General features: G+C 64.4%; 29 protein-coding genes. 13 read left to right on the forward strand and 16 right to left on the reverse strand.

What is annotated here, in order from left to right; all coding sequences use genetic code 11:
- Positions 1-40: 40 nt before the first annotated feature.
- From DAEP_RS0110245 to DAEP_RS0110315, 15 genes are all read right to left on the reverse strand, one after another.
- Entirely contained in the window at positions 41-898 is an 858-nt protein-coding gene (locus DAEP_RS0110245) for an urea carboxylase-associated family protein (RefSeq protein WP_027244585.1), read from the reverse strand.
- Between the two features lie 102 nt (positions 899-1,000).
- Positions 1,001-2,170 carry a type III PLP-dependent enzyme gene (locus tag DAEP_RS0110250; RefSeq protein ID WP_208855445.1) on the reverse strand — a complete coding sequence of 390 codons (1,170 nt, stop codon included), beginning with the start codon at positions 2,168-2,170 and terminating at the stop codon, positions 1,001-1,003.
- A gap of 354 nt (positions 2,171-2,524) precedes the next feature.
- Positions 2,525-2,722: a hypothetical protein gene (locus tag DAEP_RS0110255; protein ID WP_027244587.1), complete on the reverse strand. Its 198-nt coding sequence runs from the start codon at positions 2,720-2,722 to the stop codon at positions 2,525-2,527.
- Positions 2,723-2,786: 64 nt separating this feature from the next.
- Positions 2,787-2,948 carry a hypothetical protein gene (locus DAEP_RS24230; RefSeq protein WP_008557170.1) on the reverse strand — a complete coding sequence of 54 codons (162 nt, stop codon included), beginning with the start codon at positions 2,946-2,948 and terminating at the stop codon, positions 2,787-2,789.
- Positions 2,949-3,077: 129 nt separating this feature from the next.
- The gene (locus DAEP_RS0110265) at positions 3,078-3,788 is read right to left on the reverse strand and encodes a ZIP family metal transporter (protein ID WP_027244588.1); all 711 of its coding nucleotides are present in this window, start codon (positions 3,786-3,788) and stop codon (positions 3,078-3,080) included.
- Positions 3,789-3,833: 45 nt separating this feature from the next.
- The gene (locus tag DAEP_RS0110270) at positions 3,834-4,133 is read right to left on the reverse strand and encodes a hypothetical protein (protein ID WP_245595078.1); all 300 of its coding nucleotides are present in this window, start codon (positions 4,131-4,133) and stop codon (positions 3,834-3,836) included.
- Positions 4,134-4,216: 83 nt separating this feature from the next.
- Complete coding sequence (locus DAEP_RS0110275; protein WP_008554754.1) at positions 4,217-4,996, reverse strand: succinate dehydrogenase iron-sulfur subunit; 780 nt, start codon at positions 4,994-4,996, stop codon at positions 4,217-4,219.
- Positions 4,997-5,007: 11 nt separating this feature from the next.
- On the reverse strand, positions 5,008-6,813 hold the full coding sequence (gene sdhA / locus DAEP_RS0110280; protein WP_008554370.1) for a succinate dehydrogenase flavoprotein subunit: 1,806 nt from the start codon (positions 6,811-6,813) through the stop codon (positions 5,008-5,010).
- 19 nt (positions 6,814-6,832) lie between these two features.
- Entirely contained in the window at positions 6,833-7,204 is a 372-nt protein-coding gene (sdhD, locus tag DAEP_RS0110285; protein WP_008554201.1) for a succinate dehydrogenase, hydrophobic membrane anchor protein, read from the reverse strand.
- Between the two features lie 18 nt (positions 7,205-7,222).
- Entirely contained in the window at positions 7,223-7,606 is a 384-nt protein-coding gene (sdhC, locus tag DAEP_RS0110290) for a succinate dehydrogenase, cytochrome b556 subunit (protein ID WP_027235105.1), read from the reverse strand.
- A gap of 194 nt (positions 7,607-7,800) precedes the next feature.
- Entirely contained in the window at positions 7,801-8,502 is a 702-nt protein-coding gene (locus DAEP_RS0110295; protein WP_008556023.1) for a DUF1194 domain-containing protein, read from the reverse strand.
- A gap of 124 nt (positions 8,503-8,626) precedes the next feature.
- Positions 8,627-9,658: a MaoC family dehydratase gene (locus tag DAEP_RS0110300; protein ID WP_027244589.1), complete on the reverse strand. Its 1,032-nt coding sequence runs from the start codon at positions 9,656-9,658 to the stop codon at positions 8,627-8,629.
- Positions 9,658-9,861: a DUF1737 domain-containing protein gene (locus tag DAEP_RS0110305; protein ID WP_027244590.1), complete on the reverse strand. Its 204-nt coding sequence runs from the start codon at positions 9,859-9,861 to the stop codon at positions 9,658-9,660. Before DAEP_RS0110305 ends, DAEP_RS0110300 begins: the two co-directional genes overlap by 1 nt.
- A 22-nt stretch (positions 9,862-9,883) precedes the next feature.
- Positions 9,884-10,432, reverse strand: coding sequence for an NnrU family protein (locus DAEP_RS0110310; protein WP_008556248.1), 549 nt, complete (start codon positions 10,430-10,432; stop codon positions 9,884-9,886).
- A 34-nt stretch (positions 10,433-10,466) separates the two neighbouring features.
- A complete protein-coding gene (locus DAEP_RS0110315) occupies positions 10,467-11,321 on the reverse strand; it encodes an HpcH/HpaI aldolase/citrate lyase family protein (RefSeq protein WP_027244591.1) in 855 nt (284 codons plus the stop codon).
- Positions 11,322-11,670: 349 nt separating this feature from the next.
- On the opposite strand from DAEP_RS0110315, the gene DAEP_RS0110320 reads away from it, so the two are divergent.
- Positions 11,671-11,985, forward strand: coding sequence for a hypothetical protein (locus DAEP_RS0110320; RefSeq protein ID WP_027244592.1), 315 nt, complete (start codon positions 11,671-11,673; stop codon positions 11,983-11,985).
- A 77-nt stretch (positions 11,986-12,062) separates the two neighbouring features.
- On the opposite strand, the gene DAEP_RS0110325 is transcribed toward DAEP_RS0110320, so the two are convergent.
- Positions 12,063-12,818 (reverse strand): sulfite exporter TauE/SafE family protein, encoded by a 756-nt coding sequence (locus DAEP_RS0110325; RefSeq protein WP_027244593.1) that lies wholly within the window; start codon positions 12,816-12,818, stop codon positions 12,063-12,065.
- Positions 12,819-12,976: 158 nt separating this feature from the next.
- On the opposite strand from DAEP_RS0110325, the gene mdh reads away from it, so the two are divergent.
- From mdh to DAEP_RS0110385, 12 genes are all read left to right on the forward strand, one after another.
- A complete protein-coding gene (gene mdh / locus DAEP_RS0110330) occupies positions 12,977-13,939 on the forward strand; it encodes a malate dehydrogenase (RefSeq protein WP_008557495.1) in 963 nt (320 codons plus the stop codon).
- Between the two features lie 303 nt (positions 13,940-14,242).
- Positions 14,243-15,436: an ADP-forming succinate--CoA ligase subunit beta gene (gene sucC / locus DAEP_RS0110335; protein ID WP_008556852.1), complete on the forward strand. Its 1,194-nt coding sequence runs from the start codon at positions 14,243-14,245 to the stop codon at positions 15,434-15,436.
- A gap of 12 nt (positions 15,437-15,448) precedes the next feature.
- Positions 15,449-16,276 carry a glycosyltransferase family 25 protein gene (locus DAEP_RS22625; protein ID WP_084204421.1) on the forward strand — a complete coding sequence of 276 codons (828 nt, stop codon included), beginning with the start codon at positions 15,449-15,451 and terminating at the stop codon, positions 16,274-16,276.
- Between the two features lie 12 nt (positions 16,277-16,288).
- Positions 16,289-17,173, forward strand: a complete 885-nt coding sequence (sucD, locus tag DAEP_RS0110345) for a succinate--CoA ligase subunit alpha (protein WP_008557941.1) — start codon at positions 16,289-16,291, stop codon at positions 17,171-17,173.
- Between the two features lies 1 nt (position 17,174).
- A complete protein-coding gene (locus DAEP_RS0110350; RefSeq protein ID WP_027244594.1) occupies positions 17,175-17,711 on the forward strand; it encodes a DUF805 domain-containing protein in 537 nt (178 codons plus the stop codon).
- On the forward strand, positions 17,708-20,659 hold the full coding sequence (locus DAEP_RS0110355; RefSeq protein ID WP_027244595.1) for a 2-oxoglutarate dehydrogenase E1 component: 2,952 nt from the start codon (positions 17,708-17,710) through the stop codon (positions 20,657-20,659). Before DAEP_RS0110350 ends, DAEP_RS0110355 begins: the two co-directional genes overlap by 4 nt.
- 12 nt (positions 20,660-20,671) lie before the next feature.
- The gene (odhB, locus tag DAEP_RS0110360; protein ID WP_027244596.1) at positions 20,672-22,204 is read left to right on the forward strand and encodes a 2-oxoglutarate dehydrogenase complex dihydrolipoyllysine-residue succinyltransferase; all 1,533 of its coding nucleotides are present in this window, start codon (positions 20,672-20,674) and stop codon (positions 22,202-22,204) included.
- A gap of 75 nt (positions 22,205-22,279) precedes the next feature.
- Positions 22,280-22,552 (forward strand): hypothetical protein, encoded by a 273-nt coding sequence (locus tag DAEP_RS0110365; protein ID WP_027244597.1) that lies wholly within the window; start codon positions 22,280-22,282, stop codon positions 22,550-22,552.
- A complete protein-coding gene (locus DAEP_RS0110370; RefSeq protein WP_027244598.1) occupies positions 22,549-22,959 on the forward strand; it encodes an MAPEG family protein in 411 nt (136 codons plus the stop codon). Before DAEP_RS0110365 ends, DAEP_RS0110370 begins: the two co-directional genes overlap by 4 nt.
- Positions 22,960-23,125: 166 nt before the next feature.
- Positions 23,126-23,395 carry a hypothetical protein gene (locus DAEP_RS0110375; protein ID WP_027244599.1) on the forward strand — a complete coding sequence of 90 codons (270 nt, stop codon included), beginning with the start codon at positions 23,126-23,128 and terminating at the stop codon, positions 23,393-23,395.
- Between the two features lie 70 nt (positions 23,396-23,465).
- Positions 23,466-24,857, forward strand: a complete 1,392-nt coding sequence (gene lpdA, locus DAEP_RS0110380) for a dihydrolipoyl dehydrogenase (protein WP_027244600.1) — start codon at positions 23,466-23,468, stop codon at positions 24,855-24,857.
- 119 nt (positions 24,858-24,976) lie between these two features.
- Positions 24,977-25,285 (forward strand): EthD family reductase, encoded by a 309-nt coding sequence (locus DAEP_RS0110385; protein ID WP_008555624.1) that lies wholly within the window; start codon positions 24,977-24,979, stop codon positions 25,283-25,285.
- Positions 25,286-25,349: the final 64 nt, after the last annotated feature.

The following is a 25,349-nucleotide window of genomic DNA, read 5'->3' on the forward strand; positions in this document are numbered from 1 at the left end:
TATTGTCCACTTGCCGGATATCCAAACCATTATTGCCGGCTCAGCCAAGTCCATGGCTGCGGTCATAGCCATTTCGCGGCGGGCTTTTCCAATCGCCAAGAGCACCTTTGGCCGGGGCAAAAATTTCGACCAGCAGCGGATAGCAAGCCGCCGTATCGCTGGAATGCTCCGCCGAGCAATCCCCGCCCGGGCAGGCACTGAGCGCGCCCAGCAGGCTGATTTCGGCAAAGAACTCCAGATAATCGCCGGGGCGCACCGGGCTCGCTTTCATGAAGTACTGGCCGGTATCGCGGGTAAAGCCGGTGCACATGAAGACATTCAGCACATCATGCACATGCGGCTCCGCCTCCGCCAGCGGCAGCCCCAGGTGGCCCGCCAGCGCCCTTGTCAGGTTGGAATGGCAGCAGTGATGGTACTGGCTGCCCGCCAGCAGGTTGCCGGTGTAGGGGTCGCAGCGGGTGCCGATCACGTCATGCACGGAGCCGCCGTACGGGTCGATGCCGTACCAGCCCAGCGTGTCTTCCGTGATGGTTGCCATCGGGCGCAGATGCGGAAAGCTGGTCCACATCCGTTCTCCGGCGGTGAGATGGGTGCCGTGCAGGGCGCGGGTCTTGCCGGAGTAGAACCGCTCGCTGAGGTCGGCCCTGTTCCACAGGTTCAGATCGCCCACCTGCGGCCCCTCCACCGAACTGATCCGGAAGAAATGCCCGGCGGGCACCTCGAAACAGGCGGCATCGCGGGGCTGCACCAGCACCTCCCCGGTTTTCACCGCCGCTTGCCGCGCTTGCCGGTACAGCGGCAGATCCGGGACCGGCAGGGTGTCGTTAGGGTAGCAGATCACCGGCTCGACCGCGCGGCGGGCGTCCGCATCGGCGGGGGTTTCGGGGGCAATAGTCATGGGGCAAACCTTCTCGTCCGTTTGCCACATCAAGACGGCAACGCCGCAGGGTTTCAAGCCCTGCGGCGGCCGGAACAGATCACAAACGCCGGAAGGCGGAGGTCAGATCACCACCACGTCCAGCGGCGGGAAGCCGTTGAAGCCCACCGAGGCATAGGTCGACGTGTAGGCGCCGCAGGAATGGATCACCACGCGGTCGCCGGCCTTCAGGCCCAGCGGCAGCTGCACCAGCTGCTTTTCATACAGCACATCGGCGCTGTCGCAGGAGGGGCCTGCCAGCACGCAGGGGCCAGTCGGCTCGTGCTCGCGGCTGGTGGTGATCTGGTAGCGGATTGCCTCGTCCATGGTTTCGGCCAGGCCGGAGAACTTGCCGATGTCCAGATAGACCCAGCGGAACATGTCGTCGGCATGTTTGCGGGAGACCAGCAGCACCTCGGCCGCAATCGCGCCGGCTTCTGCCACCAGGCCGCGGCCCGGCTCTGCCATCACCTCAGCGGCGTCGGGGAAGCGGGCATCGACCTGCTCCATCACCGCGCGGGCATAATCCTCGGCGCCCATCACCTCGGTCTTGTAGGAGGCCGGGAAGCCGCCGCCGATGTTCACCAGCTTCAGGTCATGGCCGGCCGCGCGGCCCGCGGTCCAGACCTCTGCCACCTGATCCAGCACCGGCGCCCACATCAGCGGATCGCGGGTTTGCGAGCCGACGTGGAACGACAGGCCATGCACGGTGAGGCCAAGGCCCGCGGCGGCGTCCATCAGGCTCAGCGCCATCGAAGCAGACGATCCGAACTTGCGGCTGAGCGGCCAGTCGGCGCCAGACGCTTCGACGATCACCCGCAGGCAGACATGCGCGCCGGGCGCGAATTCGGCCAGCTTCTCCAGCTCTTCCTGGGCGTCGGCAGCAAAATGGGTGATGCCGATACCATGGGCAAAGGCAATGTCGGCGGGCCGTTTGATGGTGTTGCCGAAGGTGATCTGCTCAGCGCGCGCGCCGGCGGCCAGGCACATCTCGATCTCGGCGCGGCTGGCCGCGTCGAAATTGGAGCCAAGGCGCACCAGGGTTTCCAGCACTTCCGGCGCCGGGTTGGCCTTCACAGCATAGTGGATGCGCGCGCGGCCCAGGCCGCGGTCCAGCGCCTGGTACTGGCGGGCAACTGCCTGGCTGTCGATGACCAGAGTCGGCCGGTCGAAGCGGTTTTGCGCGATGTGCTGCAGGTGACGGGATACAGATACGGAATCGCGAGCAGTCTGCCCGGCTACGTGTACGTTCATGGTCATCTCCAAAAGACCCGGCCCAATACGGCCGCTGAGTTCAGTCAGAGACGTTACCGTCGCTACGTAACCTTAGGGGAGTAAAACCCCTTTCGACAGAGGCGCGTGCGTTGGCGTCTTGCCCGCCCATATCGGGCAAAGAGATGAGTCTTTCAAGCATTATTTTTTGCCGGTCTGCTATGCGCGGACCGAAGGGCTCCCGCCTGCTCCGCCGCCTTCTGAAAAGGCGCCCCGCAGTTGGGCCCGGCACCGCGCCCGGCGCGGTGCCGGGCCCAAGGCCGCTCGGAAGGCGTTCCGGCGCAGCCGGGGCGCCTGCGGGCGCGGGAGATCACCGCTGCGGGCTGCACGTTCCGGCTATGGCGCGCGGCGCGGATCGCGGCAGAGGCGCGGGGCGGCCTCTCCCGGTTCCGCGGCGCTGCAATAGCTGCAGCGCCACTGGCCCTGGGCGCGCTGCTGGCGCCAGCGGCAGTTGCGGGTCAGACTGGTGGTGCGGCGGCGCCAGACGAAATAGGCGAACACGCCCGCCAAAAGGACAAGCAGCAGAACAGGCATGCCCCTGTCTACGCCGCGGCAGCCTCCGGCTCAACCGGTTTGCCGCCTGCGCGTCAGGCTGCCCTCAGGCAGCCTGATAATACTCGACCACGCCGTCCGTGGTGTTCGGTTCTGCTGCCGCGGGCAGCGGCTCCGGGGTGTAATAGGCATAAGCCTGCTCCAGGGCCTCAAGCGCGGCCTGACGGGCCTTGTCCTTCGGGTCCTGCTGCAAATTCACCGGGTTCATCGGGTTGCCTCCATAGTCTGGCGCGATCCTCCCTCAAGCGCCAAACTACTGCCTGCCCGCCGCGGGCGCAGCCGCCGTTTCTGCAAAGGCGCCATGCGCTTGCTGCATTGCAGCAACCATGGAGGCGCGTCAGACCGTCAGCAGGTGCCCAGCCAGCCCCAGGGCAAAGCCCGCAACTGCGCCCAGTGCCGGCACGCTGCTGCGGCTGGAATGCGCCTTGGGCGCGATGTCCTGAAACAGCAGATAGAGAATGCCGCCCGCCGCAAAAACCATGATGGCCCCCAGCACCGCGTGGGCCTCTGCCAGCCAGACCAGCCCCGCCAGGGCGCAGACCGGCCCCAGCGCCGCCAGCCCGACAAAGGCCAGCAGCACATGCCAGGCCGGGCTGTCACCGCTCCAGACATCGCGGAAGGCGGCAAACCCCTCCGGCAGGTTCTGCAAGAAGATCATCAGCGCCAGCAGCCAGGCGGTGGCGGCATCCGCCACCAGCATCGCCCCGAGCGCCATCGCCTCGGGCACATAATCCAGCAGCATCGCCAGCAGAAGCGCGCCGCTGCCGCCGCGCTTTTGCAGCACGGTATCGGCGAGGTAGAACACGCCGCCGCCCGCCGCGAACAGCAGCACCGCCAGCACCGCTGGCAGCGCCTGCGCCCCCTCCGGCACCAGCACCAGCGCCACCGCAGAAGTGAGCGCGCCGCCGCCGAAGGCCGCGACTGCATGCAGCACCTCGTCGCGCAGCGTCGGGTTGCGGATGTGCTCGCACCAGGCAAGAAATCCGCCCAGCGGCATCGAAAGCCCGGCGAGCCCGGCTAAAAGAATGGCAAAAACATGCGGTTGCATTCCGGCACCCTAGGGCTGCCGCAGCCGCAGCTCAACCGCTTTGCGTCAGGTGTTGATACAGCTCGTCGCCTGTGCCGCCTGTGCCTCAGTGACGTCCGGTCCCGGCTGCACCGTGCGCAGAACCGTCGCCCCTGCCCCATGGCCCAGAAACTCCGTGCTCACCCGGTATTGCCCGGTGATGCCCGCAGCCGCGATACAGCCGGGGATCTTGGCGTCCGTTGCCGCCAGCTGGCCGCCGATACGGTCGTGGTCGGTGGCCGTCATGCAGCCCGCCAGCACGGTCAGCGCGCCCGCGGCAAGTCCCATCAGTTTCATGCCCGAATTCCAATGCCAGCTAAAAAACATGCCCCCGGTTTCGCAGGAAACCGGGGGCCATGCAAATTTCATCGCGTGCGGCGGCGGATCCTTGCGGATCAGCCCTGCTGCGCTCAGACGGTGCGCTCGACCATCATCTTCTTGATATGCGCAATCGCCTTGGCCGGGTTCAGGCCCTTGGGGCAGGTTTTGGCGCAGTTCATGATGGTGTGGCAGCGGTACAGCTTGAACGGATCTTCCAGCTGGTCCAGGCGTTCAGGCGTGGCCTCGTCGCGGCTGTCGATGATCCAGCGGTAGGCGTGCAGCAGCGCGGCCGGCCCCAGGTAACGGTCGCCGTTCCACCAGTAGGACGGGCAAGAGGTCGAGCAGCTGGCGCACATCACGCACTCATAAAGCCCGTCCAGCTTCTTGCGGTCCTCGATTGACTGCTTCCACTCTTTCGCCGGGCGGTTGGTCTTGGTCTCCAGCCACGGCATGATCGAGGCATGCTGGGCATAGAAATGGGTGAGGTCCGGGATCAGGTCCTTGACCACCGGCATATGCGGCAGCGGGTAAATCGCCACATCGCCCTTGATCTCATCCATGCCGTAGATACAGGCCAGCGTGTTGATGCCGTCGATGTTCATCGCGCAAGAGCCGCAGATCCCCTCGCGGCAGGAGCGGCGGAAGGTCAGGGTCGGGTCGATCTCATTCTTGATCTTGATCAGCGCGTCCAGAACCATCGGGCCGCAGCTGTCCATGTCGACGAAATAGGTGTCGACCCGCGGGTTCTGGCCGTCGTCCGGGTTCCAGCGGTAGATCTTGAACTTGCGCACATTGCTGGCGCCCTCCGGCTTGGGCCAGGTTTTGCCGGTGGTGATCTTGGAGTTCTTCGGGAGGCTGAGTTGAACCATGGTCTGTCTCCTTAGAACGTCCGCGCCTTGGGCGCGATTTTGGCGAGGCTGATGCCGCCTTCGGCTTCGGTCGACAGCGGGTCGGTGATCACCGGGCGGTAGCTGAGCTCCACCTTGTTGCCCTCCACGCGGGAGACGGTGTGGACACGCCAGTTCTCGTCGTCGCGGGAGGTGAAGTCCTCATGCGCGTGGGCGCCGCGGCTTTCCTTGCGGGCTTCGGCGCCAACGATGGTGGCCAGCGCGTTCGGCATCAGGTTGGTCAGCTCCAGCGTCTCCATCAGGTCGGAGTTCCAGACCAGCGAGCGGTCGGTCACCTTCAGGTCATCGAGCTTGGCGGCAATCGCTGTCATCTTCTCGACGCCTTCCGCCATGGTCTTGGAGGTGCGGAACACCGCCGCGTCGGCCTGCATGCACTTCTGCATCTCCAGCCGCAGATCCGCGGTCGGGATGCCGCCGTTGGCATTGCGCAGGGTGTCGAAGCGGTCGAACGCCTTGTCGACGGAGGCCTGGTTCAGCACCGGGTTTGCCGCTTCCGGGTCCACGACCTTGCCCGCGCGGATGGCGGAGGCGCGGCCAAAGACCACCAGGTCGATCAGCGAGTTGGAGCCGAGACGGTTGGCGCCATGCACCGAGGCGCAGCCCGCCTCGCCCACGGCCATCAGGCCCGGCACGACGGCGGTCGGGTCGTCTGCGGTCGGGTTCAGCACTTCGCCCCAATAGTTGGTCGGAATGCCGCCCATGTTGTAATGCACGGTGGGCAGAACCGGGATCGGCTCCTTGGTCACGTCTACGCCCGCAAAGATCTTGGCGCTCTCGGAGATGCCCGGCAGGCGCTCCGCCAGCGCTTCGGCCGGCAGGTGGGAGAGGTTCAGGTGGATATGGTCGCCCTCGGCGCCCACACCGCGGCCTTCACGGATCTCCATGGTCATGGAGCGGCTGACGTAGTCGCGCGGCGCCAGATCTTTGTACTGGGGCGCATAGCGCTCCATGAACCGTTCGCCTTCGGAGTTGGTGAGGTAGCCGCCTTCGCCCCGCGCGCCCTCGGTGATCAGGCAGCCGGAGCCGTAGATGCCGGTCGGGTGGAACTGCACGAATTCCATGTCCTGCAGCGCCAGGCCCGCGCGGGCCACCATGCCGCCGCCGTCGCCGGTGCAGGTATGCGCCGAGGTGGCAGAGAAGTACGCACGGCCGTAACCGCCGGTCGCCAGAACCACCATCTTGGCGTTGAAGACATGCATGGTGCCGTCGTCCAGCTTCCAGCAGACAACGCCTTGGCACTGCCCGTCCTCGGACATGATCAGGTCGATGGCGAAATACTCGATGTAGAATTCCGCGTTGTTCTTCAGCGACTGGCCGTAAAGCGTGTGCAGGATCGCGTGGCCGGTCCGGTCCGCCGCGGCACAGGTGCGCTGGACCGCGGGGCCTTCGCCGAACTCAGTCGTGTGGCCGCCGAACGGGCGCTGGTAGATTTTGCCTTCCTCGGTGCGCGAGAACGGCACGCCGTAATGCTCCAGCTCATAGACCGCCTTGGGCGCCTCGCGGGCCAGGTATTCCATCGCGTCGGTGTCGCCCAGCCAGTCGGAGCCCTTGACGGTGTCATACATGTGCCACTGCCAGCTGTCCGGGCCCATGTTGCCCAGGGACGCGGCAATGCCGCCCTGCGCCGCCACGGTGTGGGAGCGGGTCGGGAACACCTTGGTCACGCAAGCGGTGCGCAGCCCCTGTTCCGCCATGCCCAGCGTCGCACGGAGGCCAGCCCCGCCGGCGCCAACCACGACCACGTCATATTCATGTGTTTCGTATTCGTAAGCAGCCATTGATGGAAACCTCGGAGCGTTACAGGGCCAGGCGGATCAGCGCATAGGCGCTGGTCGCGGCGACGGCATAAGACAGGCATTTGACCAGGATGATCGCCAGACGGCCTTTCAGGCCATGGACATAGTCCTCGATCATGATCTGGGCGCCGGATTTAAAGTGCATCATGCCCACCCAGATGGTCAGCACGGCCACAAGTGCCGGGAACGGGCGGGAATAATAGGCGGTGATCTCCTCGTAAGAGCCGCCCAGCGCAGAGCCGAAGGTGAAGACAAACAGCGGCACCAGGATCAGCAGCGCCACAGCGCTCACCTGCATCGACCAATGGTGCGCGGTTCCGGATTTTGCAGCGCCCATGCCAACGGCGCGTTTGCGGTCAGTCAGATATCGCATCGCGTGTGTCCTTTGAGCTTAGACGATGATGATGGTGAGGACGGTCAGAACGGCAGAGCCGATCACCACGCCCCAGCCCAGTTTCTCGGCCTGCTCCAGTTCCAGCATATAGCCGTTGTCCCAGATCAGGTGCCGGATGCCGGCCAGCGTGTGATACCACAGGCCCAGCACCGACAGCGTCATCACCAGATCGCCGAACCAGCTGGTCAGCAGGCCGTTGGCGGTGGCAAAGTAGTCGGCAGAGGTTGCCGCGGCCAGGAACCACCAGGCGATCAGCAGCGCGGAAACGATCAGTGCGTTGCCGGTGATCCGCGTCAGGATCGACGTCACGGAGGTCAGCTGCGGGCGGTAGACCTGCAAATGCGGCGAAAGCGGGCGGTTGCCCCGATTGACATCGGCCATGTTGGCTCCTTTTCAGGTTGGCTGACGACGTTTTAGCCGATTTTTACGGCGTGTCACCCGACCGAACGGTTAAAAACAGCAGGTTTCCGTGCTGTTGGCGCTAAAACGTCACGCGTTGTGATCACAGCAAATATTTAGTGATCACAAATCACCTCATTGGAAATCTTTTGCAGAATCACAGCCCTTTCTGCAAATCACTGCAAAGCTGCCACGGTCCCGGCATCCCTATGCGGTGCCATGGCCGTCTGCCGCGCCACCTCCCGCACCAGCTTTTTGCGGATGCGCGACGGGTAATCGGCAAAGCTGGCGGCCGTGACCACAAAGGCCCCCTCGCCGCGGATCACGTTTTCAAAGAAATAGGCGGTCAGGTCCGGCTCGCTCTGCTCGATCGCAATGGCGTTCACGGTCACGCCGAGCGCGGACAGCGCACCATGCGCCTCGCGCGGCTCGACCCCTTCGTTGGAAAACCCGTCGCCGGAAATGTCGATCACCCTGCGCGTGCACTCCGGCACCGCGGCAAACTGCTCCACCGCCAGAAACAGCGCCTCTCCCACAGCGGTGGAGTAATTGCGCCAGGGCCGCGGCGCCTGTTCGATCCGCTGCGCCAGCGCCTCGGCATCGGCAAAACTGCGCACCTCGGCCCAGGGCAGCGTGACCTCCTGGCGCGACTGTCCGGACCACTGCATCAGCAGCACTTGGGCGCGCGCCTTGACCAGCGCCTCGGACACCACCCCGTCGCGCAATCCGGCTGCCAAACCGTCCATCTGAATGCGGTATTCCTCGGCATCGACCGACCCGGAGACATCCACCGCCAGCACCAATGCCAGATCGCAGGCCGCTGCGCGCAGCGGCCAGAGGGAGAGCGTGGAGAATACCAGAAGCTGCAAAACCCGCATAAAGCCAGCTTAAGCGGCAATCGCGCCAAGGGTCATCACATTTCTGCCGGCCCCCTGTTCCCCTGGCTGCAAATATCCTGAGGGGGAGCGCCAGAGGCGCGAGGGGGCAAGGCCCCCTGCCCGGTCACTTCGGCATCAAGGCCCAATAATCCAGATCCAGCAGCACATCCGGCAGGTACTTGCCGTCTTCGCCCTTCAGCTGGAACGGCGCGCCGCCCTTGGTGGCGACCAGCCGCAGGCGGATCGCGCCGACACCCGGCGCGCCGGTGTCGGCCTTGTCCAGAACCTCCGACCAGGCCCGCACGGTCATGCCCGACAGGCAGGGGTTGGCATGCGCACCGCCGTTCAGGCCGACGATCATCTGCGCATTTGCCAGACCATTGAACGACAGCGTCCGCGCCAGGGAGATCACATGGCCGCCATAGATCAGCCTGGTGCCATCGGGGCGCGCGGTATTGTCAAAATGCACCTTGGCGGTGTTCTGCCACAGGCGGGTCGCCATCATATGCTCGGCTTCCTCGATGGTGACGCCATCCACGTGGTCGATGGTCTCGCCCGCCTCATAGTCGCCCCAGCGGTGCGGCTCGCCTGCCAGGGTGAAATCGTAATTGCTGAAATCCAAGCCCGCCGGGACCGCCAGCTGATCCGCCGGGATCACCTTGTTCAGCTCCGGGATCACCGTCTCCGGCGCCGGTGCCTCCAGGTCGCGTTTGCGCACCATCACCCAACGCACGTATTCCATCACGCATTCATCGCGCTGGTTCAGGCCGCGGGTGCGCACATAGACGACGCCCGACTTGCCATTGGAATTCTGCTTGAGGCCGATCACCTCGGATTCAGAGCGCAGCGTGTCCCCCGGGTAAACCGGCAGCAGCCAGCGCCCCTCGGCATAGCCGAGGTTCGCCAGCGCATTCAGCGAGATGTCCGGCACCGTCTTGCCGAACACCACGTGGAAGGCCGCCAGATCATCCAGCGGCGCCGAAGGCAGACCAGAGGCCCGGGCAAACTCATCCGAAGAATAAAGCGCATGGCGCGCCGGATACAGCGCGTGATACAGCGCCCGCTCACCGCCCGACACCGTGCGGGGCACCGCATGGCGGATCACCTCGCCCACGGTGTAATCTTCGAAAAAGCGGCCCGGATTGGTCTTGGCCATCAGTGTTCTCCCAGTTTGGTCTCAGGGGTGTAGGTTCCGTCCACGTCCTTCACCACCGCCTGGCCGCAGCGCATGATCCCCTTCACGGGATCAAAGGCCTGGGTCGGGCTGCCATGCAGCTCCCAGCCCTTGTTCAGCGCATCGGTCACCTTGTGGCAGAAGGCAGAGGTGTCGTCCTCGGACAAAAATCGGTACAGTTTCATGGTGTCCTCTCCTGCTCTGGGCCTATCCCGGAAACGGCGACGGGCCGATCAGCCCGTGGACGTAGCCGATCACTGCCAGCAGCACAATTGAGGCCAGGAAGAACATCCCGTCCTTGGCCAGCGTGCCCTTCGGCCCCGGCTGCCACTGCGGTTCGGACCGGTTGATGACGATGACCTCAGCCACCGCCCAGGCGAGCAGCCCGCCAAACAGGATGATCGAGGCCAGATCGCCATTGACCAGAAGATGCGCCACCGCCCACAGCTTGAAGCCGGCAAGCATCGGGTGGCGCATGCCATTGAGCAGCGCGCCTTTCTTGGGCGCCGGGCTCATCATCCAGATGGCGATCAGCACCATCAGGTTGTTGATATGCACCATGAACGCGGGCGGCGCCCACACGTGGATGAAGTCCATCCCGCGGTAGCCCAGCACCATCAGCACGATGCCGGCAATCAGCACCAGCGCCACCGCGCCGCGCCCGGCATTGCCCATCGCGGCGCGCATATCCGGTGCCAGCCGTTTGAACAGGTGGCCGCCCCACCACAACAAAAGTCCCAGGATCAAAAGCGCCATATCAGCCCCTCTTAGATGTTAAACTTGTTAACACCTATGCGGAAAGCGCGGCGATTGCATCCGCTTTTGCCAGGATCTCACGCGCCGTCGCCACATGCAGGTTCTCGACTATCTTGCCATCGACCACAGCAACACCCTGCCCTGCGGCCTGCGCCTCTTCAAACGCGGCAATCTGGCGGCGGGAGGTGTCGATTTCGCGCTCGGTCGGGGCAAAGGCCGCATTGGCCACCTCCACCTGCGCCGGATGAATCAGGGTCTTGCCGTCAAAGCCCATGTCGCGGCCCTGTGCGCATTCCGCAGCCAGCCCCTCAACATCCTTGAAGGCATTATAAACGCCATCGACGATCACCAGCCTCTCGGCCTTGGCCGCCAGCAGGCACAGGCCGAGGCCCGCCATCATCGGCAGCCGGTCCGGGCGGTAGCGGGTCTGCAGTTCCTTGGCCAGGTCATTGGTGCCCATCACCATGCCCTGCAGCCTGGGGTGCGCGGCGATGGCGGCGGCATTCAGCATCGCGCGCGGGGTCTCCATCATTGCCCACAGCGGGATGTCCCCGGTGATTTCTGCCAGCGCGTCCAGATCGGCGGGCGCGTTCACCTTGGGCAGCAGAATCGCGTCGCAATCCATCTTTGCCGCCGCGATGGCGTCCTCGCGGCCCCATTCGGTATCCAGCCCGTTGATCCGCACGATCTTCATCCGCGCGCCAAAGCCGCCCGCCTCCAGCGCCTGCGCCAGGGTCGCACGGGCGTTGGGCTTTTCGTCCACCGACACCGCGTCTTCCAGATCAAAGATCACCGCGTCCACCGGCAGGGTCTTGGCCTTCTCCAGGGCGCGCGGCTTGGAGCCGGGAATATACAAAACCGAACGGTAAGGGCGCGCGCGCGGGTCCATGCAAGCTCTCCAAAAGTTATTTTATTGCGTAAAGCGGTACAGATTCGATTGTATACTTTCAAGTACAATTCCGCCGCAGCGCAGCGTAAACTTCCCCGCAATCGCAGCAAGCCACTGATAAGGCGCGTGCTTTTGCGGCGCCCTCTGGGTTAACCACTTATCAGCACCTGACAGGCACAGTTAAGGGTACTACGGCACAGGATCTCCGCCGCCCATCAGGGCCGCCCCTGCTGCCCGCAGGCATGGGGCCTGCAGCACGAATTGCGTCACACACCGGCCCGTTCAGGGATACGGGGGCTGCCGTCCGGCACCCTGCTCTGTCCGGCCGTTCCGGAAAGGGTAAAACGAGATGAAAAGGACAACACTTGCACTGCCGGCCCTCCTGGCCGCCCTGACCCTGGCCGCGGCCCCCGCCGCCGCGCAAAGCCGCAACTGCGCGCCGCGCGACACGGTGATCAAACGCCTGGCCGAGAAATACGGCGAAAGCCGCCAAAGCATTGGCATGGGCCAGCAAGGCATGGTGATGGAGACTTTTGCGTCGGACGAGACCGGCAGCTGGACCATCACCGTGACCACTCCCAACGGCATGACCTGCCTGGTCGCCTCCGGCCAGTCCTACGAAGTGCTCGCAGAAGCACTGCCAAACACAGACAGCGACGTCTGAGCAGGTATTGAGGCAGGTTTCCAGACTGCGGAAACAGCGGCCGGGGCCGCCGCGGCGGGCTGCGCCTGAAGGGGGCTTCAGGCCAGCCCGTCCCAGATCAGCCTGGTGCCGGTCACCAGCAGCAGCACATAGGTCAGCGCAAAGAACCATCGTTCCGGGATGCTGTGATGCAGCTTCACCCCCAGCCAGGCCCCCAGCAGCGCAAAGGGCGCCAGCATCAGGTCCAGCAGCAGCGTTTCACGTGTGAACAAGCCCAGCCCGGCATAAGGCAGCGCCTTTGCAATATTGATCGCCCAGAAAATCAGCACCGTGCTGGCCTGGTATTCCGTTTTCCGCAACTTGAGGCTGAGGAGATAGACCGCGGCCGGCGGCCCGCCAGCATGGCTGACAAAGCTGGTGAACCCCACCGCCAGCCCTGCGGCCAGGCCCGCCGCGCGCGGCAGCGGCCGCGCCGCAGCAACCCGCAGGCCCAGCCGGGCGCGCAGCTGCCACAGCACAAACCCCACCGCCACCGCGCCGATCAGCACCCGCATCGCATCGGCATCAACAAGGGTATAGAGCCACGCCCCCAGCGCCACTCCCGGCAAACCGCCCGCGATCAGCAGCAGCGCGGCGTTCAGATTCCAGCGGCCCCAGTAGGGTTTAAGCGCGGCAACGTCGATCAGCATCAACAGCGGCAGCATCAGCGCCAGCGCCATGCCCGGCTCCACCACCAATGCCAGAATCGCCGCCGAGGCGAAGGCCGCACCGGACCCGAAACCGCCCTTGGAGACACCCGCAAAAACGACCGCAGGAATGGCAAAAACGAAAAACATCGCATCAAACGCCGCCATAGCCCGCCCCTGAAAGCCCTGAATTAAAGACCGTTTAGCGGTACCACCTCGGCATACGCAAGTATACCGCGCCCTATGCCGCAGCGCAGAACCCTTGCACGGCCCGGGTTTACGCCGTAGGCATCAGGAAATTTCAACCGGACCGGAGACATTTTCCAATGGCACGACCCAAAATCGCCCTCATCGGCGCAGGTCAGATCGGCGGCACCCTCGCGCACCTCGCAGCCCTCAAGGAACTGGGCGACGTTGTTCTCTTCGACATCGCCGAAGGCATCCCCGAAGGCAAGGCGCTGGACATCGCAGAATCCGGTCCCTCCGAAGGCTTCGACGCCTCCCTCAAGGGCACCCAGTCCTATGAGGACATCGCAGGCGCCGACGTCTGCATCGTGACCGCAGGCGTGCCGCGCAAGCCGGGCATGAGCCGCGACGACCTGCTGGGCATCAACCTCAAGGTTATGAAATCGGTGGGCGAAGGCATCCGCGACCACGCGCCGGACGCTTTCGTGATCTGCATCACCAACCCGCTGGACGCGATGGTCTGGGCCTTGCGCGAATTCTCCGGCCTGCCCCACAACAAGGTCTGCGGCATGGCCGGCGTGCTGGACTCCGCACGCTTCCGCCACTTCCTGGCCGAGGAATTCGGCGTCTCCATGAAAGACGTCACCGCATTCGTGCTGGGCGGCCATGGCGACACCATGGTGCCGTCGGTGCGCTATTCCACCGTGGCCGGCATCCCGCTGCCCGATCTGGTCAAGATGGGCTGGACCACCCAGGACAAGCTCGACGCCATCGTGCAGCGCACCCGGGACGGCGGCGCCGAGATCGTCGGTCTGCTGAAAACCGGCTCCGCCTTCTATGCGCCGGCGACCTCGGCGATCGAAATGGCCGAGGCCTACCTGAAAGACCAGAAGCGCGTGCTGCCCTGCGCCGCCTACTGCACCGGCGAAATCGGCGTCAAAGACATGTATGTGGGCGTGCCCACCGTGATCGGCGCCGGCGGCATCGAGAAGATCGTCGACATCCAGCTGACCGAAGAAGAGCAGACCATGTTCGACAACTCGGTCAACGCGGTGAAGGGTCTGGTCGAGGCCTGCAAGGGCATCGACAGCTCGCTGGCCTAAGCGCGCAGAAAACCGGCATTCAAGGGGCCCGCGTCCGGCGGGCCCTTTTTTTATTGCCGCAGCGTCCCCGGTCCCGCGGCTGACGCTTTTGGCCCATGATGCGGCGGGCACGGCCTCCCGGCCGAGGCTCGAATCACCGCTGTTAAGGCCTTGTCAATTTGTGATCACACCCCCAAAAACCGTGATCACAAAACCTGAAAATCTTCGCCATTTCCCCGTCTCCCGTCAAATAAGCCTTTAACACTTGGCATTATGACGGCCTATAAAACAGCAGACAATTGCAGCCAGACGGGACAGTTTCAGATGAACATCCACGAATATCAGGCCAAAGCCCTTCTTCGCAGCTATGGCGCGCCGGTGTCCGACGGGCGCGTGGTTCTGCGGGCCGAGGAAGCCAAAACCGCCGCCGGTGAGCTGGACGGCCCGCTGTGGGTCGTGAAAGCGCAGATCCATGCAGGCGGCCGCGGCAAAGGTTCCTTTAAGGAAGCCGATGCCGGCGAGAAAGGCGGCGTGCGCCTGACCAAGTCGGTGGAGGAAGCTGCCGAAGAAGCCAAGAAGATGCTGGGCCGCACCCTGGTCACCCATCAGACCGGCCCCGCGGGCAAGCAGGTGAACCGCATCTACATCGAGGCCGGCTCCGGCATCGAGCGCGAGCTGTACCTGGCGCTGCTGGTGGACCGCCAGACCTCGCGCATCTCCTTTGTCTGCTCCACCGAGGGCGGCATGGACATCGAGGAAGTGGCCGCTGCCACCCCCGAAAAGATCCTGTCCTTCTCCGTGGACCCGGCCACCGGCTACCAGCCCTACCACGGCCGCCGCATCGCGTTCTCGCTGGGCCTCGAAGGCCAGCAGGTCAAGCAGTGCGTCAAGCTGATGGGCCAGCTCTACAAAGCCTTCGTCGAGAAGGACATGGAGATGCTGGAAATCAACCCGCTGATCATCGCTGATGATGGCAACCTCAAGGTGCTGGACGCCAAGGTCGGTTTCGACGGCAACGCGGTCTACCGCCACGCCGACGTGGCAGAGCTGCGCGACACCACCGAGGAAGACCCGAAAGAGCTGGAAGCCTCCAAGTACGACCTGAACTACATCGCGCTCGACGGTGAGATCGGCTGCATGGTGAACGGTGCGGGCCTGGCGATGGCCACCATGGACATCATCAAGCTTTACGGCGCTGAGCCTGCCAACTTCCTCGACGTGGGCGGCGGCGCCACCAAGGAGAAGGTGACCGAGGCGTTCAAGATCATCACCTCCGATCCCAACGTCAAAGGCATCCTGGTGAACATCTTCGGCGGCATCATGCGCTGCGACGTGATCGCAGAAGGCGTGGTCGCCGCAGTCAAGGAAGTCGGTCTGAAGGTGCCGCTGGTTGTTCGCCTCGAAGGCACCAACGTCGAGAAGGGCAAGGAGATCATCAACACCTCCGGCCTCGACGTGATCGCCGCCGACAACCTGAAGGACGGCGCCGAGAAGATCGTGAAGGCGGTTAAGGGCTAAGGGCCTGATCCGGTGAAAGCGGCTGTCTACCTCATAGGCTTGCGGCAGGCCAAAGGCCGGGCGGCGCTGATGCAGCGGGAGCTGGATCAGGCCGGGCTTGCGGCCACGCGGGTTGACGCGGTGGACAGCACTGCCGTCAGCCGCGAGGAGATGCTCAGCCAGTGCCGGCCTGAGGGCAACTGGGGTTACTTCCAGACCAAGGACATGGCCTGCACCCTGAGCCATGCCAAAGCCTGGGAGGCGTTTCTGGGATCAGACGCCGATGTGGCGCTGATCCTGGAAGATGACGTCTTCCTGTCGCCCGACACCGGCGCCTGGCTGGCGGATCTGTCCTGGTGGCCCGCGGATGCCGGCATCGTCAAGTTCGAGCGCTGGCGCAGCCGCAAGCTGCAGGTGGCGCTTGGCAACGGCGGCTTCACCCATCTGGGCCGCGAGGTGCGCCAGCTGCTGTCACGCCACGCGGGCGGCGCCGCCTATGCGATCTCGCGCCGGGCGGCACAGCATCTTCTGGACAGCCGCCCGTTCGGGATCACGCTGGACAACCTGCTGTTCAACTTTGACGCCTCAAAGCCTGCGCGCGGCATCAAGGTTTATCAGGTCCAGCCGGCACTCGCCGAACAAGGCAACGAGGCACCGGACGAACACGCCATCGGCCCGGCGCGCCACCGGCCCAAGGGCTGGCCGCTGATCCGCCAGAAACTCCGGCGCGGGATTTACGAGTTCCGCGGCGGCTTTCGAATACTTCCCAGCGTGGTCTTGGGGCGGGCCACTCTCGAAAAAATCCGCTTCGACGGCCGTTCTCTGGCCACCCCGCAGACCCAACACACACATACCGCTTGAAGGAACCAAAACATGGCAGTCCTCATCGACGAAAACACCAAGGTCATCTGTCAGGGCTTCACCGGCTCGCAGGGCACTTTCCACTCTGAACAGGCCATCGCCTACGGCACCAAGATGGTCGGCGGCGTGACCCCCGGCAAAGGCGGCCAGACCCACCTGAACCTGCCGGTCTTCAACTCCGTGCATGAAGCCAAGCACGTGACCGAGGCCAATGCCACGGTGATCTACGTGCCGCCGCCGTTTGCCGCCGACTCGATCCTGGAAGCGATCGACGCGGAGATGGAAGTGATCGTGGCCATCACCGAGGGCATCCCGGTTCTCGACATGATGAAAGTGAAACGGGCGCTGGAGAACTCCAAGTCGACCCTGATCGGCCCGAACTGCCCCGGCGTCATCACCCCCGATGCCTGCAAGATCGGCATCATGCCCGGCCACATTCACCGCCGCGGCTCCGTCGGGGTTGTATCGCGCTCCGGCACGCTTACCTACGAGGCCGTGAAACAGACAACCGACGTTGGCCTGGGCCAGTCCACCTGCGTGGGCATCGGCGGCGACCCGATCAAGGGCACCGAGCATATCGACGTCTTGGAATGGTTCCTGGCGGATGACGAAACCGAGAGCATCATCATGATCGGCGAAATCGGTGGCTCCGCCGAGGAAGAAGCCGCGCAGTTCCTGAAGGACGAGGCGAAAAAGGGCCGCTCCAAGCCGGTTGCAGGCTTCATCGCCGGGCGCACCGCCCCTCCGGGCCGCCGCATGGGCCACGCGGGCGCGATTGTCGCCGGCGGCAAGGGCGGCGCCGAAGACAAGATCGAAGCGATGAAATCCGCAGGCATCGTGGTCGCCGAAAGCCCGGCCGGCCTGGGTGAAGCGGTGCTGAAAGCGATCGGCAAGTAAGATGCCGTCAGCCCTGCGGGAAAGCTTCATTCGCGCGCTGAAAAGGCCTTTGGCTTTTTCAGGCCGTTCCTCCCGCAGGGAATTCTGGACCTTCGCTCCTTTGGGCGCGGGTCTTCCCCTCTTTGCTGCGTTTGCCGGCATGCAATTTGAACTCAGTTTCTGGTTCGTGCTCGGAATTGCGGCTTTGGCATCGGTGCCTTTGTTTGCCGTCGGCTGGCGGCGAGTGCAGGACACCGGAACTTATGGAAGCGATGCAATCGAGCCTTGGAAATTCTTCTTTCTGGCTGTCGTGCTTGGGTACCTCACCAGAGCCATCTTCCTATGGGCGGATGCCCAGATTAGCGCAGGAGCCGATGGCCCAGTCGGATTTGGCGTTGTGATTGCAGCCGCGCTAGCCGGAATTCCTATGGCTATCGGCACCATTACCGCGACCTTCGCATTTCTTTTTACGTTTCCTCAAGCTGCAGCCTTGACCCTGCTGCCGTCTGACACTGGCACCAACAAATACGGTCCCAACCCGCAAGAGGCACCTAAATGACCGATCAAAGCCCCAACGACCTCTTCCACGCCTCCTCTTTCATGCAGGGGCACAATGCGGAGTATCTGGAGCAGCTCTATGCCCAGTACGCCAATGACCCGAACGCGGTGGATGCCGCCTGGGCGGAGTTTTTCCGCCAGATGGGCGATGCCGAACTGGACGTGAAGGCCGAGGCCACTGGCCCCTCCTGGGCGCGCAAAGACTGGCCGCCGATGCCCGCGGACGAGCTGACCGGCGCGCTGACCGGCGACTGGCCGGCCCCCGTTGAGGCCAAGGCAGCAGGCAAGAAGATCAAAGAAAAGGCCGCCGCAAAGGGTGTTGAGCTGACCGACGACCAGGTGCAGCGCGCGGTGCTGGATTCGATCCGCGCCCTGATGCTGATCCGCGCCTACCGGATCCGCGGCCATCTGGCAGCAGACCTCGACCCGCTGGGCATGCGCGCCGCAACCCCGCACCCGGAGCTGGACCCGAAATCCTATGGCTTCACCGGCGCCGACATGGACCGGCCGATCTTTATCGACAACGTTCTGGGCCTGCAGGTTGCGACCATGCGCCAGATCGTCGAGATCGTGAAACGCACCTACTGCGGCACCTTCGCGCTGCAGTACATGCACATTTCCGACCCTGAGCAATCCGCCTGGCTGAAGGAGCGGATCGAGGGCTACGACAAGGAAATCACCTTCACCCGCGAGGGCCGCAAGGCGATCCTCAACAAGATGGTCGAGGCCGAGGGTTTCGAGAAGTTCCTGCACGTCAAATACACCGGCACCAAACGGTTCGGCCTGGACGGCGGCGAAAGCCTCATTCCGGCGATGGAGCAGATCATCAAGCGCGGCGGCGCCCTTGGCGTCCGCGACATCGTGATCGGCATGCCGCACCGCGGCCGCCTCAACATCCTCGCCAATGTGATGCAGAAGCCTTACCGGGCGATCTTCAACGAATTCCAGGGCGGCAGCTTCAAGCCCGAGGACGTGGACGGCTCCGGCGACGTGAAATACCACCTCGGCGCCTCCTCCGACCGGGAATTCGATGGCAACAGCGTTCACCTTTCGCTGACCGCCAACCCCTCCCACCTTGAAGCGGTGAACCCGGTGGTGCTGGGCAAGGTCCGCGCCAAGCAGGACCAGCTGGGCGACAGTGAACGCACCCAGGTGCTGCCGATCCTGCTGCACGGCGACGCGGCCTTTGCCGGCCAGGGCGTGGTGGCGGAATGCTTTGCCCTGTCGGGCCTGCGCGGCCACAAGACCGGCGGCACCATGCATATCGTGGTGAACAACCAGATCGGTTTCACCACCGCACCGCATTTCTCGCGCTCCTCCCCCTACCCCACCGACAACGCGCTGGTGGTTGAGGCACCGATCTTCCACGTCAATGGCGACGACCCGGAAGCGGTGGTGCACGCCGCCAAGGTGGCCACCGAATTCCGCCAGAAGTTCCACAAGGACGTGGTCATCGACATCTTCTGCTACCGCCGCTTCGGTCACAACGAAGGCGACGAGCCGATGTTCACCAACCCCTTGATGTATAAGAAGATCAAGGGCCACAAGACCACGCTCACGCTCTACACCGACCGGCTGGTCAAGGACGGCCTCATCCCCGAGGGCGAGATCGAGGACATGAAGGCCGCCTTCCAGGCCCAACTGAACGAGGAGTTCGAGGCCGGCAAGGATTATAAGCCCAACAAGGCCGACTGGCTGGACGGGCGCTGGTCGCACCTCAACAAGAAAGACGCCGACTACCAGCGCGGCAGCACCGCCATTGCGCCGGAAACCCTGGCCGAAATCGGCACCGCCCTCAGCCGGGTGCCGGACGGCTTCCCGCTGCACCGCACGGTGGCCCGCTTCCTGGACGCCCGCGGCAAGATGTTTGAGACCGGCGAAGGCTTTGACTGGGCCACCGGCGAGGCGATGGCCTTCGGCTCGCTGCTGCTGGAAGGCTACCCGGTGCGCCTCGCGGGCCAGGACGCCACCCGCGGCACCTTCTCGCAGCGCCATTCCGGCATCGTCGATCAGGAGACCGAGGAACGCTACTACCCGCTGAACAACATCCGCGCGGGCCAGTCCCAGTACGAGGTGATCGACTCGGCGCTGAGTGAATACGCGGTGCTGGGCTTTGAGTACGGCTACTCGCTGGCGGAACCGAACGCGCTGACCCTGTGGGAAGCCCAGTTCGGCGACTTCGCCAACGGCGCCCAGATCATGTTCGACCAGTTCATTTCGTCCGGCGAGTCCAAATGGCTGCGGATGTCGGGCCTGGTCTGCCTGCTGCCGCACGGGTTCGAGGGCCAGGGGCCGGAGCACTCCTCCGCCCGCCTGGAACGCTTCCTGCAGATGTGCGGCCAGGACAACTGGATCGTCGCCAACTGCACGACGCCCGCGAACTACTTCCACATCCTGCGCCGCCAGCTGCACCGCACCTTCCGCAAGCCGCTGATCCTGGTGACCCCGAAATCGCTGCTGCGCCACAAGCTGGCGATTTCCAGCGCCGAGGATTTCACCACCGGCTCCAGCTTCCACCGGGTGCTGTGGGATGACGCGCAGAAGGGCAACTCCGACACCCAGCTGGTGGCGGACGACAAGATCAAGCGCGTCGTGATGTGCTCCGGCAAGGTCTATTACGACCTGCTGGAAGAGCGCGACGCCCGCGGCATCGACGATATCTACCTGATGCGGGTGGAGCAGTTCTACCCGTTCCCGGCGATCTCGATGGTGAAGGAACTGGAACGCTTCAAGGGTGCCGAGATGATCTGGTGCCAGGAAGAACCCAAGAACCAAGGGGCCTGGACCTTCATCGAGCCCAACATCGAATGGGTGCTGACCCGGATCGGCGCCAAGCACACAAGGCCGATCTACGTTGGCCGCGCCACCTCGGCCTCGCCCGCAACCGGCCTGGCCAGCGAACACAAAGCCCAACAAGCAGCCCTCGTGAACGAAGCGCTGAGCATCTGAGGATAAAGAGACATGACAACCGAAGTCCGCGTACCCACCCTGGGCGAATCCGTGACCGAGGCCACCGTGGCCACCTGGTTCAAGAAACCCGGCGACTCCGTCAATGCCGATGAAATGCTCTGCGAGCTGGAAACCGACAAGGTGACCGTCGAGGTGCCCTCGCCCGCGGCCGGCACCCTGGGCGAGATCGTCGCCGGCGAAGGCGAGACCGTTGGCGTCGACGCGCTGCTGGCCACCCTGACCGAGGCCAACGGCACCGCCGCAGCCCCGGCAGCAGCGGACAGCAAGACCGCGGCAGCACCGGCTCCGTCTGATGCGTCCTCCGGCGGCGACGGCGCCCCGGTGCCGGTCATGGTCCCCGCGCTTGGCGAATCGGTCTCCGAGGCGACCGTTTCCTCCTGGTTCAAGAAGGTGGGCGACAGCGTCGCGCAGGACGAGATGCTGTGCGAGCTGGAAACCGACAAGGTCTCCGTCGAAGTGCCCGCGCCCGCGGCCGGCGTGCTGACCGAAATCCTGGCCGAAGAAGGCGCAACCGTGAACGCGGGCGGCAAGCTGGCGGTCCTGTCGGCGGGTGAAGCCGGCGCTGCGGGCGGCACCGATGCCGGACCCGCCGCAGACGCTGCCAGCGGCACCAGCACCGGAGCGGGCGCAGGCGTCAAAAACGCCCCCTCGGCGGAAAAGGCAATGGCAGAGGCCGGCATCGACGCCAGCCAGGTCAAGGGAACCGGGCGCGACGGGCGCATCATGAAGGAAGACGTTGCAGCCGCCCTGGCCGCTGCCAAATCCGCACCTGCATCTGCCCCGGCCCCTGCCCAGGTGCGCGGCCCGGTCACGGCGGACGACGCCGCGCGCGAGGAACGGGTCAAGATGACCCGCCTGCGCCAGACCATCGCCAAACGCCTGAAGGACGCCCAGAACACCGCCGCGATCCTGACCACCTACAACGAGGTGGACATGACCGAGGTGATGGCGCTGCGCAACCAGTACAAGGACCAGTTCGAGAAGAAGCACGGCGTGCGCCTGGGCTTCATGTCGTTCTTCACCAAGGCCTGCTGCCACGCGCTGAAGGAAGTCCCCGAGGTCAACGCCGAGATCGACGGCACCGACATCGTCTACAAGAACTTCGTGCACATGGGCGTTGCCGCTGGCACCCCGCAAGGCCTGGTTGTGCCGGTGATCCGCGACGCCGACGCGATGTCCTTTGCCGAGATCGAAAAGGCGATCGCCGAGAAGGGCAGGCGCGCCCGCGACGGCAAGCTGTCGATGGCGGAAATGCAGGGCGGCACCTTCACCATCTCCAACGGCGGCGTCTACGGCTCGCTGATGTCCTCGCCGATCCTGAACCCGCCGCAGTCCGGCATCCTGGGCATGCACAAGATCCAGGACCGCCCGATGGTGATCAACGGCGAAATCAAGATCCGCCCGATGATGTATCTGGCGCTGAGCTACGACCACCGCATCGTCGACGGCAAAGGCGCCGTGACCTTCCTGGTCCGCGTCAAGGAAGCACTGGAAGATCCGCGCCGTCTGCTGATGGATCTGTAAGGACGGGCGCATCTGAATTGCATCGGGCCCATCAGCGGCCCGATGCGTGTTTCTTAATAGCATTGCGTGAGCGGTATGAGCTACCAACCCGAGCCGGACCATGAAAGGGAGTTTCCCAAGCTTTTCGCGCTCAAGAAACGCGTGCTCGACTGGAAGGCCGACCACCCGGTTTCCTTCTGGTTATGGGTCTGGTTTCTCTGTGTATTCGTTGCGCTGTTAACTTACGCAGGAGAATCCACCCATCAGATGCAGCGGCCGTCGTTCAAGGTTTTCGCTTTGTACGCAGCTCTTGGCTGGATCTGTCCACTCTGGATCTGGGTGAAAGCTCGAAAAGATCGCCGGACATGACCCCCGAACTCACCGCCCTCACCCTCGCCGCGCTCCTGCAGGTCTTCCAGATCGCCCTGATGGCGGTGCCTGCAAACCTGGAGCTTGGCCAGGGCAAGACGCTAGGCCCGCGCGACCGCGACCGGCTGGGCGGCGATTTGCAGGATCAGGTCTCCCGCCGCACCGCGCGGCTGTACCGCGCGATGAACAACCATTTCGAAGGGCTGATCCTGTTCACAATTGCCTGCCTCGCGGTCACGCTGGCAGGCAAAAGCTCGCCCTTCACCGCGGGGTGCGCCTTTGCCTACCTCGGCGCGCGCCTGCTCTATATCCCGGCCTACGCCTTCGGCTGGGTGCCCTGGCGCAGCCTGATCTGGAGCGTGGGCTACCTCGCCACCGCCCTGATGCTGGTGGCGGCGCTGCTATGACTATTCACCTTTGCCCAAATACTCCGGGGGAGGCCCGCCAGGGCCGGGGGCAGCGCCCCCTTGCACAAAACATCGCCAGTGAAGCCGCCTTTCTTGAGTGGAATCAAAGCGCTCCCCTGCCGATCCGGGGCATCCTGCCTTCAATACGGATAAAGGAGTAATCCCAATGGCAACCCACGTACTCTGGCAGGCCGATGTGGCCGATTTCGACGCCTGGCTCACCGTGTTCCGGCAGGACAAGCGCAACCGGCAGGCCTCCGGCATCACCGATCTGAACGTCTGGAGCGACCCGGACAAGAAGAACCACGCTGTGGCGCTGTTCGCCATCACCGATCTGGACAAGGCCCGCGCCTTCTTCGGCTCGGAGGAACTCGCCATGCACCTTGAACGCGACGGGGTCACCAATATCTCGATCAAGATGTTGACCCCGGTCTGATCATAAAACAACCATCCCCTAGCGCGTGTTCCGGCAAACGGAACCGGGGAGAAAAGAGGAAAACCGACCCATGTCCCAATATGACGTCATCGTAATCGGCGCCGGCCCCGGCGGCTATGTCTGCGCCATCCGCTGCGCCCAGCTGGGACTGAAGACAGCTGTTGTCGAGGGCCGCGAAACCCTCGGCGGCACCTGCCTCAATGTGGGCTGCATCCCCTCCAAGGCGCTCTTGCACTCGACCCACCTGCTGCATGAGGCAGAGCACAACTTCGCCCATATGGGCCTCAAGGGCAAAGCCCCCTCGGTCGACTGGGACCAGATGAAGGCCTACAAGGACGAGGTGATCGGCCAGAACACCGGCGGCATCGAGTTCCTGTTCAAGAAGAACAAGATCGACTGGATCAAGGGCTGGGCGTCCATTCCGGCGGCGGGCAAGGTGCAGGTCGGCGACGACGTGCATGAGGCCAAGAACATCGTGATCGCCTCCGGCTCGGTGCCTGCGTCCATTCCCGGCGTCGAGATCGACGAGAAGATCGTGGTCTCCTCCACCGGCGCGCTGGAGCTGCCGAAGATCCCGAAGAAACTGGCCGTCATTGGCGCGGGCGTCATCGGGCTGGAGCTGGGCTCGGTCTATGCCCGCCTCGGGTCCGAGGTGACCGTGGTGGAGTACATGGACGCCGTCTGCCCCGGCATGGACAAGGACGTGCAGCGCTCCTTCAAGCGGATCCTGGAAAAGCAGGGCCTCAACATTATCCTGGGCGCCGCCGTGCAGGGGGTGGAAACCTCCAAGTCGAAGGCCAAGGTCAGGTACCAGCCCAAGAAGGGCGGCGGCGAGGAGACGCTGGACGCCGATGTCGTGCTGGTGGCCACGGGCCGCAAACCCTATGCCGAAGGGCTGGGGCTGGACGGCCTCGGCATCAAGATGACCGAGCGCGGCCAGATCGCCACCGACAGCCACTGGGCCACCAACATCAAGGGCATCTATGCCATCGGTGACGTGATCGAAGGCCCGATGCTGGCGCACAAGGCCGAGGATGAGGGCATGGCGGTCGCCGAGGTGATCGCGGGCAAGCACGGCCATGTGAACTATGGCGTCATTCCGGGTGTTGTCTACACCACGCCGGAAGTCGCCACCGTGGGCGCGACCGAGGACGCGCTGAAGGCCGAGGGCAAGAAGATCAAGGTCGGCAAGTTCATGTTCATGGGCAACGCCCGCGCCAAGGCGGTGCACCAGGCCGACGGCGGTTTCGTCAAGATCATCGCCGACCAGGAAACCGACCGCATCCTCGGCGCCGCGATCATCGGCCCCGCGGCCGGCGACCTGATCCACGAGCTGTGCGTGGCGATGGAATTCGGCGCCTCGGCCGAGGACGTGGCACTGACCTGCCACGCGCATCCGACCTATTCCGAAGCGGTGCGCGAGGCGGCTCTGGCCTGCGGCGACGGGCCGATCCACAGCTAAGCCGGGCCAATCAGGGTACGGTATAGGGCAGCTGGCGGCAGCTGCCCTTTTTCATTTGGCATTTGCGCCCCAACCCCGCTCTACTGCCCCAAAGTGTATAACCCGCAGGAGACACCTTCATGCCCGTCACGTTGCAAGTCATCTACCCCGTCACTGAGGGGACCAAGTTCGACCACGCCTATTACGCAAAGACCCACATGCAGATCGTGGAGCAGCACATGGGGCCGCATATCCAGTCGTCTGTGGTGGCCAAGGGGCTGGCAGGCGGGCCGCATGTTCCGGCGCCGTTTTATGCCATCGCCACATTCGTCTTTGCCGATCAGGCGGCGCTGGACGCGGCGATGCAGGCGGCGGGGCCTGCGCTGGAGGACATCCCGAACTTCACCGATGTGCAGCCGCAGATCCTGATCGGCGAGGTCATCAGCTGACCGCCGCCGCGGCCAGCCGGCCGGACTGCCCCCGGCTCAGGCCGTGCGGCGGCGAAATGTGTCA

It is taken from the genome of Leisingera daeponensis DSM 23529 (genome assembly GCF_000473145.1).
In the GTDB taxonomy this organism is placed as follows: domain Bacteria; phylum Pseudomonadota; class Alphaproteobacteria; order Rhodobacterales; family Rhodobacteraceae; genus Leisingera; species Leisingera daeponensis.